Raw genomic sequence first — 17,420 nt, forward strand, 5'->3', positions numbered from 1 at the left:
ATAATTATTTGAATGAAGTCAGTAATCTAATTTAATAAACTAATACATCGTAGTTATAGATTTGCTTTATGTAGTAATTCGTTTACTTCTTAATACTTCGGTTGGAATGCTCGCACTTCATTTTTTAGATCAGCTAAGTAATTATCTAGATTCTCGCTTGTGACAATGGTTAGGATTTCTTCGTTTTTCATAGTTCCGTCTAGATGAGCTACGAATATGTCACCTAAGTTTGGATAGAAGTGAAGATCATCAAACCAATAAGTCGGATCTATCGTATATTCATTTACCGAATGGAAGCTATAGACCTGTCCATAGACGGCTACCATTTCTTCAAACCATCTTTCATATGCTTCCAACTGATTTGGATTTGTTAAAAATTCCTTTAATCGAAATGCACTCATAGGATCCGTGAAGGGGATAATTTTTGAGTCAGTGTGTTCGTCTCGAATCGTTTCTAGTATTGCTTTGTATTGATCATTATAAGGTATTTCCTTAGCTGAATAGATAGTATCAGGATCTGGAATGGCTAGTCTAAAAAGGTCATTTATCTTTGGATTTACATAGGTTGTCGATACCTCATTCGCACGATTATAGGTACGATATCCCTCGTGAAATTCGCCTAAAGAATAGTCTTTGTTCTCTCTGGCTTTTTTATATGTATCGTATGAAAATAAGGACTTATATTTATAAAAAAATGCATTTGCAGTGTCGAATGCTTCCTCAGGCGTCACGTATGTAGATTCTTCTGCAGGTGGCGCAAACGAATTAAAATACAATTCCATATAGATTTGATCGAAATCTTCTCCTTTTTGATCTTCCGCGTACGAAATATGGCTACTGCAATTTGCACATGGAAAGCCTAAATACCCATCTATTTTTTTAGATGAGTATTTGTTTTTCTGGATCTCAACTTTTGTATATTCTTTCTTATCCAGGAATATGAATAAGAAAGAAGTGGGGTGTGGGCATGTCTATCTATGAAAATATTTTTCATTACTATAGAGGACAAACGAAAAACAGTTCAGAGGAAACGAATATTTTACAGGTTGAAAATAATGTAACAAAAGCTTTTATAAATGTTTTACAGCATTCGTCTCCTGAATTGACCTTAGCCTTTATAAAATTATTTGATTTAAATGCGGTTTCTATGGAAAAATTTGAATATCGATATCAAGTGAGTTCTCCACTTTCCAAACTTACACCTATTGCTGCAATAGTAGGTATTGCAGAAAGTAGAAAAACTATAGATGGAAAGACTAAGCAATATGGAATACCTGATGGAGCTATCATTTCAAATGATATTTCGCTATTAATTGAAAATAAAATTGGTTATAACACATACTTGGAATTGGAACAATTGGAGAGGCATAAAAGTAATTTTGCAAATGGTCAGATGATCATTGATAAACCATTTATCTTAACATGGAAAGAAATTCGAAGCTTTTTTATGGAGCAATACGAGCATTTCGAAGCTAAACAAGATTTAATTACCTGTTTTTTGATGAGGCAGTTTGAGCAATTCTGCATTATCAACTGTATTGGTGACAAGCAGAAGTCTAAAGAATATTTCTTTTTAAGATTTGAGAAGCCAAAAGCGAGAGAACTAGCAAGAACTATCGATTCGTATATTTGGAATAACAAAGAGTTTGCTGTTGCTGATGCAGAAACGAGTAATGGAATAGGCTATGAAAGAATTGGGAAAACCAAGTTTGCTACTTTAACAACTGCAAGACAACGATGTTTAATCTTACATATTGGAGAGAAGGACTTAAGTTTAGGCTTGGAAACACAAAGCAAAATCGATAGTGAGCTCGGTATTAAGTATCCTAGACAGGATTATGAATATATCAGATATCCTCATGAAGCATATATAAGACTTGAATGGGTAGAGAGTTTTAGTCAAATAGAACCGTATATTAAATTAGCGTATGAATCAAGAAAGTAAAGTTAAATACGTCCATGTGTGAGAACAATTCTGCACTTTTTTCATATTAGATTACAATTCCCTATTAAATAAGCAAACACCAAATAACGCCCAATGAAATTGGAGAGTTATTTGGTGTTTACCTTTAATAAATTTCATTGCGTCAAGCCTAACTTTTTAGACAGATGGCAAATTAAAAGAATTAAAGAGAATAATAGTAATAATAACTGGAGTCTTTTGTAAAGCCAATCGTTTCATAAAGTTTTTGGGCATTTACGTTTTCCTGCCCTGTCTCTAATAAAATTCCTTTAGCCTTAGTTTCTTCTGCCAAGTCAATCGCTTTATTTATTAACTCTTTAGCCATTCCTTTTCTTCGAGCCGTTTCTTTCACATACAAATCATTTAACACCCATGACTTTTGCATACTAACAGATGAGAATGATGGAAATAGCTGAGTAAAGCCAACAGGTTTTCCGTCATCGTAAGCTATAAAAATTACGGACTCATTTTTTAGAAATCTTTCTTCCAAAAACTCCCTTGCACCTTTAAAATCCGACGCTTGTTTATAAAATAGCCTGTATAAGTCGAAAAGTTCCGTTAGGGAATCAAGATCGTTTATAGTTGCTTGATGAATATTCATATATGATAACCTCCAACTTTCAATTATATTTTGTCCTTTGACACGCACTCCATGACTGACTCTCCAAATGCTCGTATGTCCGATAAGTAATAAAATCCGTATGGAGTACCAAAACAAATGAACATTCGAACTGCAACAATCTCATGCTTTAGAATGACTGGTACTACAACTCCTGTGAACCTCAAACTCTGAAGCGAGGTTGTTGACTTTATTGTATCATTGTTTACATTAATGACGGATACCTAATTATTGAATAATTCAGGATTAATAGTTAATATGGTACATTTCACGAATTCTACCCGATGAGAGGGATGGTATAATGAAGGAGAAAAAAGTAAAACGGGCTTTCAGTGTCCACTAAATCAACTGAACACACCGAAATCATTAGTTTTTCAGAGCCCTCTATCTTTGACCCGGTTTTTCTTATTCAAAAACAAGGTATAATACAGCAGGAACTGGATGGAAAAAACCTTTCAAAACTTACATAAAAAGTTTGAACAAATTTAATAAAAGATGTTTAATCATTTTTAAGCGGGGTATATAAATAGTACAAGGCGGAACTACCGTAGGAAGGGACTGGTAAACTATGTGTTTACAAGAGAATCCAATGGATGATTTGCACAGCCTTGGCGGAAAATTTGCTTTACTGACGAAAGGTACTCTCGTCGGGAACCGATATATTTAGGTTCCGATCCAACGTGTTTTACCTGAAAGTGAAAGAAAAGTTTTTTGTGGAAGTGCACCTGAATGTCTGATGGTTTCATATCAGACGACATAACTGCACTGACGAGATGAATTTTGAAATTGTCAGTTACGGTTTAACTAAGCAACATTAACAAATTTTCCGAGTGTATTCCCCTTCAGGGGAAGAAGAAAGCGTAGTCCTATTAGGATTGCGCTTTTTTCTTTTCTTTTTTGTCCCTATGAAAGAAACAATTTACCTACAATTGAATGGCATTTGTGCACCTGTATTATATTGATGAATCTGGTTATATATGTGACAATATAACCAAACATACTTAGCTTATCAATCGCAATAAGGGGACAAAAAAATGAATAAAAACACTGACTTTTTCCGGATAGTACCTTTTTTGTATGTAATAATAGGACCTGTTTGGATTATTGGTACTGATTATTTCCTCGCTGTTTTTAATCTTTCTGATGAACAGATTCTATTTTTGGATACATTTAAAGGTTTTTTGTTCGTTGTCCTTACAGCTATTCTTTTATTTGTTTTAATAAATAAATTAAGGGATTCCAAACAAATTGAAGAAGAAAAAGAGAAACTTTCTTTTTTAATTGATACGATGCCCGACTTTGTTTCATTTAAAGATGGGGAAGGAAAGTGGCTTCAAATAAATAAATTTGGTGCTCAGTTATTCGAGCTTGAAGGCATCGATTATAAAGGAAAAACAGATAAGGAAATGGCGGAATATACAGATTTTTATCACGATGCTTTGATTTATTGTATAGAAACGGACGAAGAGGCGTGGAAGGTTGGAAAGGTTAGTCGATGCGAAGAAATAATACCATTGAGAAATGGTTCCAATAAAATTTTCGATGCATTTAAAGTGCCTATTTTTAATAATGATGGTTCCAGAAAAGGATTAGTCGTTATTGGAAGAGAAATAACCGCTTTAAAAGAAACAGAGCGCAAGTTAATACAATCCGAAAAAATGTCTGCTTTAGGCGAACTATCAGCAGGTATTGCCCACGAAATACGAAATCCTCTTGCAATTATTAAAGGGTATTTGCAAATGGGACAAGAGAAAACAATTAAACTGGATGATCATATTAACATGTTAGTAACTGAAATTGATCGAATTAATAGCATTGTGAATGAACTATTAATGATTGCAAAACCAACAGACATTTTGCTTGAAAATAATGACATTAATAAAATTGTGAGAGATGTCGTTCAATTGTTTTCAATAGAAGCATCCAAACAACAAACGAAAATATACGTGAATGACCTTGATCAATTTAATACATACTGCAATGAAAGTAAATTGAAACAAGTGTTTATAAATATATTGAAAAACGCTTTAGAGGCAATTACAACAAATGGGGAAATCAACATTTCTATATATGAGAAGGATGAAAACTATATTGGCATTAAGATTGAGGATAATGGCTGCGGAATGGAAGAGAGCCATTTACAACACATTGGTGATCCTTTCTATAGCTTAAAAGAAAAAGGAATTGGTTTAGGTATGACTGTCAGCCATAGTATAATAGAAGCACACAAAGGCTCTATACAAATTACGAGTCAAGTTAATATAGGGACTAGCATAGAGGTATTGTTACCGAAATTAAACGCTTCCTTGTAGAAGTATTCCCTGTGCAAGATACAATTCTACACTATTCAGACAATTATCTATAATTCTGGTTTATTACCGTATGTTGAGGCGACATAAAATTGATAGCCTTCGTTTTTCATTTCAGAAAAAATAGCAGGAGCAGAATGGGAAAAATCCTTTCAAAACTTACATAAAAAAGTTTGAACAAATTTAACAAAAGATGTTTAATCATTTTTAAGCGGGGTATATAAATAGTACAAGGCGGAACTACCGTAGGAAGGGACTGGTAAACTATGCGTTTACAAGAGACTCCAATGGTTGATTTGCACAGCCTTGGCGGAAAATTTGCTTTACTGACGAAAGGTACTCTCGTCGGGAACCGATATATTTAGGTTTCCATCCAACGTGTTTTACCTGCTAGTGAAAGAAAAGTTTTTTGTGGAAGTGCACCTAAATGTCTGATGTTTCATATCAGACGACTCAACTGCACTGACGAGATGATTTTTGAAATTGTCAGTTACGGTTTAACAAAGCAACATTAACAAATTTTCCGAGTGTATTCCCTCTTTAGGGAAAGAAGAAAGCGTAGTCCTATTTGGATTACGCTTTTTTCTTTCCTTTTTTTGTCCCTGTGTATTCCTGTAGAACCGCTTTTTAAACGCCAATAATGAGCTGTCAAACGACCGAGAAGATCTACTAAAAGCCGTTGTATTCAGCTCCGCTAATCGGAGACCAATTGTAGAATGACTGATAGATTTTACCACAATTTCTTCTAAGAACTTTGGTTTAGAACAAATACCAGATTCCATTACCAAGACTAGGAGTTTTTTTGTGTTTTAACATCTAAAATTTATTTTTTATATTTTGTTTCGTATCCTATATTTTTACTTCTATGCAACGCTAGTGGGTAGCTTTTACTACTTATTATAATTCCAACTGAATAAATTTTAAAAAACAGCGGGGGACAGTTTACTTGCTGCTTTTTTTTGATTCGGAGGATATTTTGTTAAGCGCAACATTTCAATACCTACATTATTTTTAGGATGCAGCATTCTATACTGCAGTATGTGCTGAAGCACAAAATATTTTAGCTATATGAATATATTAATAGACTGAATTATGTGAGATAAAGAAAGGAGTTCAAGATAAGTTTCTATAATAGAATAAATTATTGGAAAGAGGGATTGGGATGAAGGTACAAAGAGTAGCGATATTAGGAGCAGGAAATGGCGGAATTACTGCGGCAGCGGATTTAAAAAGTAGAGGTTTTGAAGTAAGTTTATATGAACTTCCTCAATTTAGAAATAATTTAGATGGCATTAAACAAAAAGGAGGAATTTTATTAAAGGAACTAGATCAGGAGTCTTTCTACGAAGTGGATTTGGTAACTACTAACATTGTACAAGCTATTCAAGGAGCAGATGTAATTATGCTGACGGTTCCTGGATTTGCAATTGAACAGTTTGCCGAACTATTGGCACCGATAGTAACAGATGAGCAAGTGATTTTGCTAAATGGTGCTGCAGCTATGGGATGCGTACGTTTTGTAAACAAAGCAAGAGATTTAGGAATTGATACGAAGTTTAGTATCGCAGAAACGAATTCACTTACTTATGGTACCCGTGCATTTCCTGCTGAAGCTATTGCAGAAATGTCCTTACGTGTAAGAAAGATTTTTCTTGCTGCATACCCTCATAGCGAAACTGAGCGTTTACTTGCTGTATGCTCTCAGCTTTATGATTGCTTCGTTGAGGCTAAAAACATATGGCATACCACATTGGAGAATGGAAATCCTGAGGTTCATCCAGGTCCTTGTTTATTGAACGCAGGGAGAATAGATTACTCTAATGGGGAATTTTGGCTTTATAAAGAAGGGATAACAGAACATACGATTAAATTACTACATGCTATTGAAGGTGAGCGTATGGCAATTGGAAAGGCTTTTGGCTTCGAATTAGAGGATGCTGTCAAAAGTAGAGCGAGAAGGGGATATTTTAGTAACGAAGAGGAAGATCTACAAACCCTTTTTAATACAAGTGAAGTGTTTACAAAGATCAAAGGACCGGTAAGTGTTCAATCACGGTACTTTACAGAGGATATTTCTAGCGGTCTTGTTCTCTGGTCCGATTTAGGAAAAGTCGCAGGGGTTCCAACGCCGAATATAGATGCGGTAATAATTTTAGGTGGGACATTATTAGAACAAGATTTTAATAATGATGGGCTACATTTGAAGAGCCTTGGTTTGGATGGTCTGACGGTACAGCAATTAATAGAAATTGTATAAATAAGGGGGTATGGGAAATGGGGAAAGTAAGAGCTAAAAGAAAGCCAACATTATTCGAATCTATATCCTGTCTTGTTTTTATGGGGTTAGTCATTGGTATAGGCTTTGGGATCTTTGGAATCGGAATTCAAATATTATTAGTTATATCGGCTGTCTATGCCGCTTTCATTGGATGGAGGGTAGGACTAACTTGGGACGAAATGGAAAAAGGGGTTTCTGTTCGTATAGGGAATGTTATGCCTGCAGTTTTTATCCTATTTGCGGTAGGTATTGTAATAGGTAGCTGGGTATATGCAGGTACTGTGCCCATGTTAATCTATTATGGATTGAAAATCATAAGTCCAGCATTTTTCTTAGTTACAGCTTTTATAATCGTTGCCGTAGTTTCTACTGCTACAGGAACCGCATGGGGATCTACAGCAACAGCTGGTGTTGCCCTTATGGGAATTGCCGCACAGTTAAATATTCCGCTTGGTATGGCGGCGGGTGCAGTCATTGCAGGGGGAGTTTTTGGGGATAAATTATCGCCATTGTCTGATACGACTAATTTGGCTCCGCTTGTTTGTGAAGTAAATTTGTATGATCATATTAAGCATATGCTATATACAACCATTCCAGCTTCGCTAATAGGAATGATTGTATATGTGATAGTTGGACAGCAGATGTATGGTGATGAAAAAGTAGATATTACTGCTATTCAGGCACTTACTGGTGAACTCGATTCAATATACAATTGGAATGTTTTTATGTGTTTACCGTTCTTAGTGATATTTTGGGGCGCTTTCTATAAAAAACCGACAGTCCCAATTATGCTTCTTTCCTCCGTGGTAGCTCTAGTAGTAGGAATGTTATCCAACTCTTTTTCACTTACTGATGGGCTCCAAGCTATGGTCAGCGGATTTAATGTATCGATGGTTCATTCAGCAAATTTTGATGCTTCCGCTGTTTCTGAAACTGTCTTAAAGTTACTTAATCGTGGGGGGATCTTCTCCATGACGACTATTGCGGTCACAATTATTTGTGGATATGCTTTTGCCGGAATAGTTGAAGTGGCTGGCTGTTTAGAGGTAATCTTGGAGTCATTCTATAGTAAGGTGGAGAAAGTATGGCAGTTAATAGGGGTAACGATTGCTGGTAGTGTTGCACTTGTTTTCACGGCTGGTGTTGCTTCAATATCTATTATCATGGTTGGTACTCTATTAAAAGATGCATATAACAAAATGGGATTAGATCGTAAAAATCTATCAAGAACTTTAGAAGATGCTGGGACAATGATTCTCCCATTTGTTCCTTGGGGAGTATCTGGAATTTACTATTTAGAAGTTTTAGGTGTAGGGGTTGGAAACTATTGGATGTGGGCCATCCCGTGTTACTTATGTATTGTTTTCGCTATGATCTTTGGCTTCACTGGTTATTCTATAGCCAAAACAGACAAATCTGATGCAAAAGTGAAAAGCGTTTTAGTTAGATAGATAACTACGTTTAGAGGATATAAAGAAAAAATCCTTCTGAAAGGAAGATGACCAGTTTGTTGAGTCTACAGGAATTTTTGTTTCTTTTGGTCGTCTTCATAGCTAATACTGTTGAATCCATGACTGGCTTTGCAGGTACTTTGCTTGCAATGCCTGCTTCAATGCAATTGATAGGTGTAGATGAGGCAAAGACTGTTTTAAATGTTATTTCCCTTTTATGTTGTATTTGGATCACTATATCGTGCTATAAAGATACGAATTGGAAGGAACTTTTCAAAATCTCCATTTTTATGTTACTTGGTATGATTGTAGGTATAGTTCTATTTGACTTTGTTCCGGTATCTATTTTATTGAAGTTTTATGCACTGCTGATAATTTTTATAGCCTTGTGGAAATTTTTTGCGAAGAAAGAATTTAACCTTTCTAGGAACTTTTTACTTTGGATAGTTGTTATGGCAGGAGTAGTACATGGATTATTTTTATCTGGTGGTTCATTATTGGTTATATATGCTGCCGTCGCTTTGAAAACGAAGAAGGAATTTAGAGCCACTTTAGCACCGCTTTGGGTCATTTTAGATTCCTTCTTATTTTTAAATCAAGTTCGTTTAGGACACTTGAACGAAACGACAATCCCATTGATTCTTTGGTCAATCATTCCATTGACCCTTGGTATTATGCTCGGTATCAAATTATTTACAAAGATAAACCATCAGAATTTCTTGAAGTTAACATATATTCTATTATTCATCTCCGGGATTTCCTTACTTTTAACATAAAGTGTTTTTCCATATATGTCTAAATATGCTCATGATAAGATAGAGAAGGGGTAATGGAATGAGCGTCTTACTGAATGTATTATATAAATATGTTGTAAATAGTTTTGATATACAACTAATAGCTGGACATGAGGGCATGGATAAACCTGTAAAGTGGGTACATATGGTAGAAAATGGAGAAATTTCAACTTTTTTAGATGGAGAGGAAGTTGTCTTCACAACTGGAATAGGGATATATGAAAATAAGGACTTTGATTTATTGGAATTAGTAAAAGAAAACATACGTAATGGTGCTAGTGGAATGGTAGTGAATATTGGGCCATATATACCGAACATTAGTGATGAAATTCTTGCTTATTGTAATGAAATGGCGTTTCCGTTATTCACAGTACCATGGGAAGTAAAGATGGCTCGTATAATAAAAGTTTTTTGCATGTATATATTAGAAGCCGAAAAGTATGAAATGGAAATTTCCAAAGCTCTTGAAAAAGCATTACTTGCACCTACGAGAGAAGATTTGTATATACCTATTTTGGAAGAATATGATTTTAGAATTGAAAATGAACTGCGCTTTACAATGTTTAGCTGTAAAATAGATTCAGAAGTAAATGATAAATTTATAAATGACCTTACTAATAGGATTGAATTTTTTACCTACCAATTGGACGGAAAGGTTGCTATTGTAAATATAGAAGACAATTTCATCCTTTGTTCGGTTCAACTGAATTATTCTAAATTAGAAATATTAAAGGAAAAAGTATGCAGTTTTTTTGCTATTAAAGCCCCCGAGTCGCAACTCCAATTTATGGCACTTGGAAAAGAAGTTAAGAAATTAAATCAGTTACATAAACATTTTATTAGAGCAAAGCAAGTTCATAAAATAAATAGTAACGGATTAATTTTTAAACCGATAGAGGACGATCAGTCGCTGGGAGTGTATGAATTATTATTATCACATATAGACAAAGACGGAGCAGAAAGATATTTTCAATCCATGCTCGGTCCTCTTTTGCAATATGATAATGCAAACGATACGGACTTAAGTACAGTACTAAAGTTATATTTAGAAACGAACGGACGTGTCAATGAAGTGGCACAACGTATGTTTGTACACCGGAATACTATAAATTATAAAATCAAAAAAATTGAAAGCTTATTAGCATGCGATTTATCTGATTTTTTTGTTCGGCTTAATCTGTCTGTAGCTTTTATGATGAAAGTGATTTTATAGATTTTCTCCACTAGCATCAGGTACTTAGTTACCGGAGTATTCATAATTCGGTGAGATCATGGTACCTTTCTTGAAAATTTTCCGAGTGTATTCCCTATTTAGGGAAAGAAGAAAGCGTAGTCCTATTAGGATTGCGCTTTTTTCTTTCCTTTTTTTGTCCCTGTGTAAAAAACTAGGTTCTCAAACCATTAAGTAAAAACCTTGTACCTTTTACAAGGGCCTTTCACAAGTATATTTTCACGTTCAAATGTTTTCCAAAGGGCATCTGTGCAACAAATATCAATTTGATAAACCTAATGGAATCGCGTTTGAAGCTAGAAATAATGTTCAAATCCAATATATAAAGAGTTCCAATATTAAATGCTAAAGCTCATTTACACATAAATATTGAAGGTCTCGCTTAATATGTTAATATATATATTAAAATCAGAAAATTAATATAAATCAGTATTTTTATAGTGTTATGATAATTAATAATAGGGAGGGGGGCTATAATGCACGGTTCTTTAGAAATTTCACAGATTCAAAAAATAGCACTAACAACAGAGTTAATACAACATCTTGAGATTTTGCATTATTCAGGTGCAGAGTTGGAAGGATATATTTACGAAAAAGCAAATGATAATCCTCTCTTACATGTAGAGGATTCAAAATTCCAAAAAAGTTATAAAGATGTGTTACAACTAGCGTCCGTTTTTTCAAATAATAGAAGTAGTAACCATAGTGAAAAAATTGATTTGCTTCAAACAAGGTTAACCCAAAAAGATAGTTTCGAGGCTTATTTATTAGAACAGATACCACTGCATCAAAATTTATCTAAAAAAGATCTAAGTATTTTAAAATACTTAATATGTAGCTTAGATGATCGTTTATTTTTAGATATAGAGTTAGATGAGGTAGCAGAAAAGTTTGAAACAACAAATGAACACGTTGAAGTTATTATAGATTTATTTCAAACTTTTGAACCAATTGGAGTGGGTGCAAGAAGTTTTACCGATTATTTACTCATCCAAATTGACCGAGATTTAACTGCACCACCACTTGCTGTAGATTTTGTGAAGTTCGAGCTTGAAAATATGGCTTCACTATCACTGAAAATATTAAGTAAGAAATATAGAACTGCTATAAAGGAAACACAGAGAACCTTAAACTATATTAGAAATTTAAATCCTCTGCCAATTTCGGAAGACATGTTCAAACCTATTCAATATATAGTGCCGGATGCAGAGGTTATAAAAAGAAACGACCAATGGATAATTCAGTTAAATCGCAAGTATTTACCAACTGTTTCAATAAGTAAAACATACGTAGATTTACTAAAATCTGATCCTGACCCTAAAACTAAAAAGTATTATCAAGACTGTCTTAAGGATGCTCTACTATTAATGCAAGGAATCGAACAGCGAGACAAAACGATATATGCTTTACTTCGAGTATTACTTGAAAAGCAGCAAGATTTTTTTGAAAAGGGGATGCAAGACATTAAACCTATGCGTTTAAAGGACGTTTCAATAATTCTTGGTGTCCATGAATCTACAATTAGCCGTACGATTAGAAGTAAATATATACGAACACCACATGGTACCTATGCTTTACAATCATTATTTACTAAAGGATTTGTAAGTAATTCGGGGAAAATGGATTCAGTTAGTTATGTTAAACGTCGTATTAAAGAATTAATAGACAGTGAAAATCCTGATAACCGGTATTCTGATCAGCAAATTACTGATATTTTGGGAGAGGAAGATATTCAAATCTCTCGTCGTACTGTCGCAAAATACCGTGAAGAGTTAAATATATTTAGTTCGTCAAAACGTGTATATATATCTATTAAGTGACTGTTTCAAAAAGAACCTTCTTTTTGAAACAGTCTTGCTTTATTAAAATAAATTAATAATTCATTAGATAAGTTAGAAGAAGGTAATACATAGTTAAGGTTTTTCTGAAAAACAGATTATTCAAGTAGGTATAACCTATATAGGAGTTTCGAAGTTTTTAATTGTTAATTAATAAGGAGAGGATTCTATTTGTACTTATTAGACATTCAATCAGATGTGCAAAGTATTGCAGAAGCGATTGCAGCTGTTTTAGATTTAGAGGTTGAAATTGCCGATATAAATTATATGCGTATTGCTGGTACAGGAGAAGGGAAAATAAATATATTAAAAAAGCTTGAGGGGAATTTGGTATACAAAGAAGTTTATGAAACTAAGAAATCTATGATTATCCGTAAACCAGGTTTTGAAAAAATCTGTAAATCGTGTGGATTTTATGGAAATTGTATGGAGACAGGAGAAATTAGTGCGCCGATTTTTATGAACAATCAAATCATTGGGTTTATTGGTTTATTAGCATTTTCAGAAGAACAACGAGAAAGGTTATTTATAGATATAGAAGGAATTTTACTTTTTTTAAGTAAATTGGCAGACTTATTAGCAAGTAAGTTAGAACAAGGACGAATTTTAGAAGAAATGAAAAATCAAGCTGAAAAATTAGATCATGTTATTAACCTAATGGATCAAGGTGTGCTAATAGTCACAAAATATTTTAAGGTCTTACAAGCAAATGAGCATGCATTAAGAACATTAAACCTTAATGGACTGGATGAATTACCAAGTAGCGTGGAAAAATGGATACGAAGGATTATAAAGTTGGACACAATTGAAAATGAGCCATTTATTATTCAAACAAGACCCCGGGAAACAAAAGTAATAGTAACTAAGCGACCTATTAATAATGAAGAGTTTTTAATAAGTATACAAGATGTAGATACCATTCAAACGATTGCGGAAAATGTTCAATTGGAAAAAAGGAAAGTATTTAGAAGTATTATTGGATCAAGCCCACAACTTGAAGCAGTAAAAGAATTTGCATTAAGAGCAGCGCAATCAAAATCAACTATTCTTCTTCAAGGTGAAAGTGGGACAGGAAAAGAGGTATTTGCAAAAGCAATCCATCATGCAAGCGAAAGAAATAGAGATTCTTTTATAGCAGTGAACTGCGGTGCAATTCCAGAAAATTTATTGGAAAGTGAATTGTTTGGTTATGAAAAGGGCGCTTTTACAGGAGCTAGTAAAATCGGTAAAGTTGGAAAATTTGAAACAGCAAATGGAGGGACAATTTTTTTAGATGAAATTGGAGAAATGCCTCTAGCTCTGCAAGTGAAAATTTTGCGTGTTTTACAAGAAAATGAAATTGAACGTGTAGGAGGAACCTCTCCAATTAAAGTAAATGTTCGAGTTGTAGCAGCGACTAATCGAGCTTTGGATAAAATGGTTGAAGAAGGGACTTTTCGAGAAGACCTTTATTATCGTTTAAACGTTATTCCGATATTAATTCCTCCATTAAGAAGTAGACCAGAGGACATTTTTACGTTATGCGATTACTATATAAAAGAATTTAATGTATTGTTTAACAAAAGTATTAAAGGGTTTGATGAAAAAATTACACAAAAAATTTATGAATATCCATGGCCTGGTAACGTGAGAGAACTGAAGAATTTTATCGAATACTTATTTAATTTTGTACGAGAAGATTTTGTAACATGGGACAGTGCAAAAGATCTTATTAAACGAAAACTAAACAATGAATCTTTTGTAATTATAAAAGAAAAACAACAAACGGTATTTCAATTAGAGTTAATAGAAAAAGAAACAATTCAGAAAACAATTGAATACATAAAATTGAATCAATTAAATATGGATGAGGCAGCAAAGTTATTAGGCATAGGTAGAGCTACTTTATTTCGAAAAATTAAAAAGTATCAAATTGATATCTAGTATCAATTTGATACTTTTTATTTTTATCCTTGTTTTCAGTACTTATAGTCAAAAATACAAAAATTTAAGTATCAAATTGAGACCGGAATAATAGGGAGAGATTTAAAAACATATGAGTTTAACTGGTTATTTAGTTTGGCACGCTTCTTGCTTTATAAAAAGTATACATAAAAAGGAGGAGATAATATGAAGATAATTACGACATCAAAAGCACCAGCAGCCGTTGGTCCCTATTCTCAGGCGATTAAGTTAAATGATGTTTTATACTGCTCTGGAATGTTACCACTAAACCCAGAGACAGGTGTAGTTGTAGGACTAACAATTGAAGAACAGACAGAACAAATTTTAAATAATATTCGAGGTCTTCTTGAGAGTGAAGGATTAACATTGGATCAAGTAGTGAAATCATTAGTTTTTTTACAAACAATGGATGACTTTTCTGGAATGAATACAATTTATGCACGAGAATTTGGAGAGCATAAACCTGTGAGAAGTTGTGTAGCTGTTGCTGATATTCCAAAAGGAGCACTAGTCGAAATTGAAGTAGTTGTAAGTTACAAATAGAGAGGGGTATTCAGGTTGGTATTGCAAAACAAAAAAATCCTTTGGGCAAAAAATCGTTTTTACCAAGAGACAGACAATAGTAACATTTTAGTAGATTTTAATGAATTGGAAATTGAAAGAGTGCTGGCTTTCCAAAAAACCCACAAAGCTTTTACATCTACACCCTTGCACAGACTTAATCACTTAGCTAAAGAATTAAATGTTAGCGCAATTTTAGCTAAAGATGAGTCTAAACGTTTTGGATTAAATGCATTTAAAGTTTTGGGTGGAATTTACTCAATAGCTAAATATATAGCAGAAGAACTAAATCGACCAATTGAACAATTATCTTTTGATATATTAAAATCCGATAAAGTAAAAAGTCAATTAGGTGATTTAACGTTTATTTCTGCAACGGATGGTAATCACGGTAGGGGCGTAGCATGGGCTGCACGCGAATTAGGATATAAATCGGTGATTTATATGCCTAAAGGGTCCTCAGAACAACGTTTGAGAGCAATTCGAGACGAAGGAGCTGTAGCTGAAATACAGGATGTAAACTATGACGAAACAGTTCGTATTTGTGCACAACTTGCTGAAAAAAATGACTGGATAATGGTTCAAGATACAGCATGGGAAGGTTATGAAAAAATTCCCTTATGGATTATGCAAGGTTACTCAGCAATTGCAAAAGAAATAGTAGATGAACTAAAAATTAACGATGAAAAAATTCCTACTCATGTATTTTTACAAGCTGGAGTAGGCTCATTTGCTGCAGCTATTGCAGGTTACTTATTGCAAGTATACGGAGAAAATACTCCGAAAATTGTTATTGTTGAACCACATAAAGCTAATTGTTTTTATGAATCTTTTATATCTTCAGAAGGGACGAGAGAATTTATAACAGGGAGTTTGGATACGCTAATGGCTGGTTTAGCTTGTGGTGAACCCAATACTAAAGCGTTTGAATTATTAAGGAATTATGCAATTGGTACAATTTCTTGTACAGATGAACTTGCAGCATTAGGAATGAGAATTTATGGAAATCCAATAGGTGAAGATCCTAAAATAATTTCTGGAGAATCAGGTGCTGCAACATTAGGTTTACTTTATTATTTACGAAAATATGAGCAAGATCAAAATATTTTAAAAGAAATGGAATTAAATGATGAGTCTTCAATTTTATTAATAAGTACTGAGGGCGATACAGATAGTGAAAGTTATAAACACATTGTTTGGGAAGGTAAATATGCCTTACAATCGGAGGGAAAATAGATGATTCAATTACGTGTAGATGAAATTGTTACTTTGTGCCAGAACCTAATTCAAAGTCCTAGTCTTTCTGGACAGGAAAAAGAAGTAGCTAAAAAAATTCAAGACTTTGCGAATCAGCATAAATTTGATGAAGTAACAGTTGATCGATTTGGGAATATTGCGGTGGTTATAAATGGTGTTGAGCCAGGACCAACAGTGCTATTTGATGGTCATATTGATACGGTACCGGTATTTGAAGAAAATTGGACTGTTAATCCTTATGAAGCAATAGTAAAAGACGGAAAGATATGGGGGCGCGGAACTTCAGATATGAAAGGTTCTGTCACTGCTATGCTTTTAGCGGCAAAATACTTTGCTGAAGATTGCCAGAAAAATTTTAAGGGTAAGATTGTTATTTCTTGTAGTGTGCATGAAGAATGTTTTGAAGGAGTAGCAACAAGGTTAGTCAGTGAACAGCATCAACCTAATTATGTGGTTATTGGTGAAGCAACAAATTTAAAGTTAAATATTGGTCAACGTGGTCGAGCTGAAGTAATTGTAGAGATATTTGGAAAATCAGCCCACTCTTCAAATCCAGATGCAGGGATCAATGCAGTAAATAAAATGGTCACACTAATAGCTGAAATTAACCAATTAAAGAATGAAGAACATCCAATTTTAGGTAAAGGTATCTTGGAGCTAACTGATTTCATTTCTTCACCATATCCAGGAGCTTCAGTTGTCCCTTCTCATGCTCGAGTAACATTTGACCGTCGTTTATTAGTAAATGAAACACGTGAATCCGTGTTAGAACCAATACAAAAAATCATTGATCGTTTAGAACTAGAAGATGAGCAGTTTAATGCAAAAGTAAGCTTTTCAAGTGGCAGTGAGCTTTGCTATACAGGTGAAACAATTGAAGCAGAACGTTTTTTTCCTGCTTGGTTATATGAAGCAAATGAAGATTTTATCGCTCAAACATTTGAAAATTTAAAGAAAATTATTCCTCAGACAGAGCTTTCACACTACTCGTTCTGTACAAACGGAAGCCATTTTGCAGGTGAGGCTAATATTCCTACTATCGGGTTTGGCCCATCCTTAGAAAAACTTGCGCATATTGATGATGAGTACATTGAAATTGAACAACTTGTCAAGGCAACAGAAGGCTATATTTCAATTATGGAAACACTAACAAACTTATAACATATAGGGGGTAG

Annotated in this window: 13 protein-coding genes; 11 read left to right on the forward strand and 2 right to left on the reverse strand. The window is 33.9% G+C overall.

What is annotated here, in order from left to right; genetic code table 11:
• Positions 1-89: 89 nt before the first annotated feature.
• The gene (locus KD050_RS15030; protein ID WP_211893148.1) at positions 90-782 is read right to left on the reverse strand and encodes an SGNH/GDSL hydrolase family protein; all 693 of its coding nucleotides are present in this window, start codon (positions 780-782) and stop codon (positions 90-92) included.
• A 185-nt stretch (positions 783-967) separates the two neighbouring features.
• Here KD050_RS15030 and KD050_RS15035 point away from each other — a divergent pair, with 185 nt between their 5' ends.
• The gene (locus KD050_RS15035) at positions 968-1,945 is read left to right on the forward strand and encodes a hypothetical protein (RefSeq protein WP_211893149.1); all 978 of its coding nucleotides are present in this window, start codon (positions 968-970) and stop codon (positions 1,943-1,945) included.
• A gap of 181 nt (positions 1,946-2,126) precedes the next feature.
• On the opposite strand, the gene KD050_RS15040 is transcribed toward KD050_RS15035, so the two are convergent.
• On the reverse strand, positions 2,127-2,564 hold the full coding sequence (locus KD050_RS15040) for a GNAT family N-acetyltransferase (protein WP_211893150.1): 438 nt from the start codon (positions 2,562-2,564) through the stop codon (positions 2,127-2,129).
• A gap of 1,052 nt (positions 2,565-3,616) precedes the next feature.
• Here KD050_RS15040 and KD050_RS15045 point away from each other — a divergent pair.
• The 10 genes from KD050_RS15045 to KD050_RS15090 all read left to right on the forward strand — a co-directional run bounded on the left by KD050_RS15045 (position 3,617) and on the right by KD050_RS15090 (position 17,406).
• Complete coding sequence (locus tag KD050_RS15045) at positions 3,617-4,894, forward strand: ATP-binding protein (RefSeq protein ID WP_211893151.1); 1,278 nt, start codon at positions 3,617-3,619, stop codon at positions 4,892-4,894.
• A gap of 1,159 nt (positions 4,895-6,053) precedes the next feature.
• Positions 6,054-7,148 (forward strand): NAD/NADP-dependent octopine/nopaline dehydrogenase family protein, encoded by a 1,095-nt coding sequence (locus KD050_RS15050; RefSeq protein WP_211893152.1) that lies wholly within the window; start codon positions 6,054-6,056, stop codon positions 7,146-7,148.
• A 17-nt stretch (positions 7,149-7,165) separates the two neighbouring features.
• Positions 7,166-8,620, forward strand: coding sequence for a Na+/H+ antiporter NhaC (nhaC, locus tag KD050_RS15055; protein WP_211893153.1), 1,455 nt, complete (start codon positions 7,166-7,168; stop codon positions 8,618-8,620).
• A 56-nt stretch (positions 8,621-8,676) separates the two neighbouring features.
• On the forward strand, positions 8,677-9,396 hold the full coding sequence (locus KD050_RS15060; protein WP_211893154.1) for a sulfite exporter TauE/SafE family protein: 720 nt from the start codon (positions 8,677-8,679) through the stop codon (positions 9,394-9,396).
• A 58-nt stretch (positions 9,397-9,454) separates the two neighbouring features.
• Entirely contained in the window at positions 9,455-10,627 is a 1,173-nt protein-coding gene (locus KD050_RS15065; protein ID WP_211893155.1) for a PucR family transcriptional regulator ligand-binding domain-containing protein, read from the forward strand.
• Between the two features lie 494 nt (positions 10,628-11,121).
• Positions 11,122-12,465 carry an RNA polymerase factor sigma-54 gene (gene rpoN / locus KD050_RS15070; RefSeq protein WP_211893156.1) on the forward strand — a complete coding sequence of 448 codons (1,344 nt, stop codon included), beginning with the start codon at positions 11,122-11,124 and terminating at the stop codon, positions 12,463-12,465.
• Positions 12,466-12,654: 189 nt separating this feature from the next.
• Entirely contained in the window at positions 12,655-14,406 is a 1,752-nt protein-coding gene (locus KD050_RS15075; RefSeq protein ID WP_211893157.1) for a sigma-54 interaction domain-containing protein, read from the forward strand.
• A gap of 186 nt (positions 14,407-14,592) precedes the next feature.
• Positions 14,593-14,970, forward strand: coding sequence for a Rid family detoxifying hydrolase (locus tag KD050_RS15080; protein ID WP_211893158.1), 378 nt, complete (start codon positions 14,593-14,595; stop codon positions 14,968-14,970).
• Between the two features lie 15 nt (positions 14,971-14,985).
• Positions 14,986-16,224, forward strand: coding sequence for a diaminopropionate ammonia-lyase (gene dpaL / locus KD050_RS15085; protein ID WP_235753826.1), 1,239 nt, complete (start codon positions 14,986-14,988; stop codon positions 16,222-16,224).
• Complete coding sequence (locus KD050_RS15090; RefSeq protein ID WP_211893159.1) at positions 16,225-17,406, forward strand: YgeY family selenium metabolism-linked hydrolase; 1,182 nt, start codon at positions 16,225-16,227, stop codon at positions 17,404-17,406.
• Positions 17,407-17,420 lie beyond the last annotated feature (14 nt).

Source organism: Psychrobacillus sp. INOP01, assembly GCF_018140925.1.
Classification (GTDB): domain Bacteria; phylum Bacillota; class Bacilli; order Bacillales_A; family Planococcaceae; genus Psychrobacillus.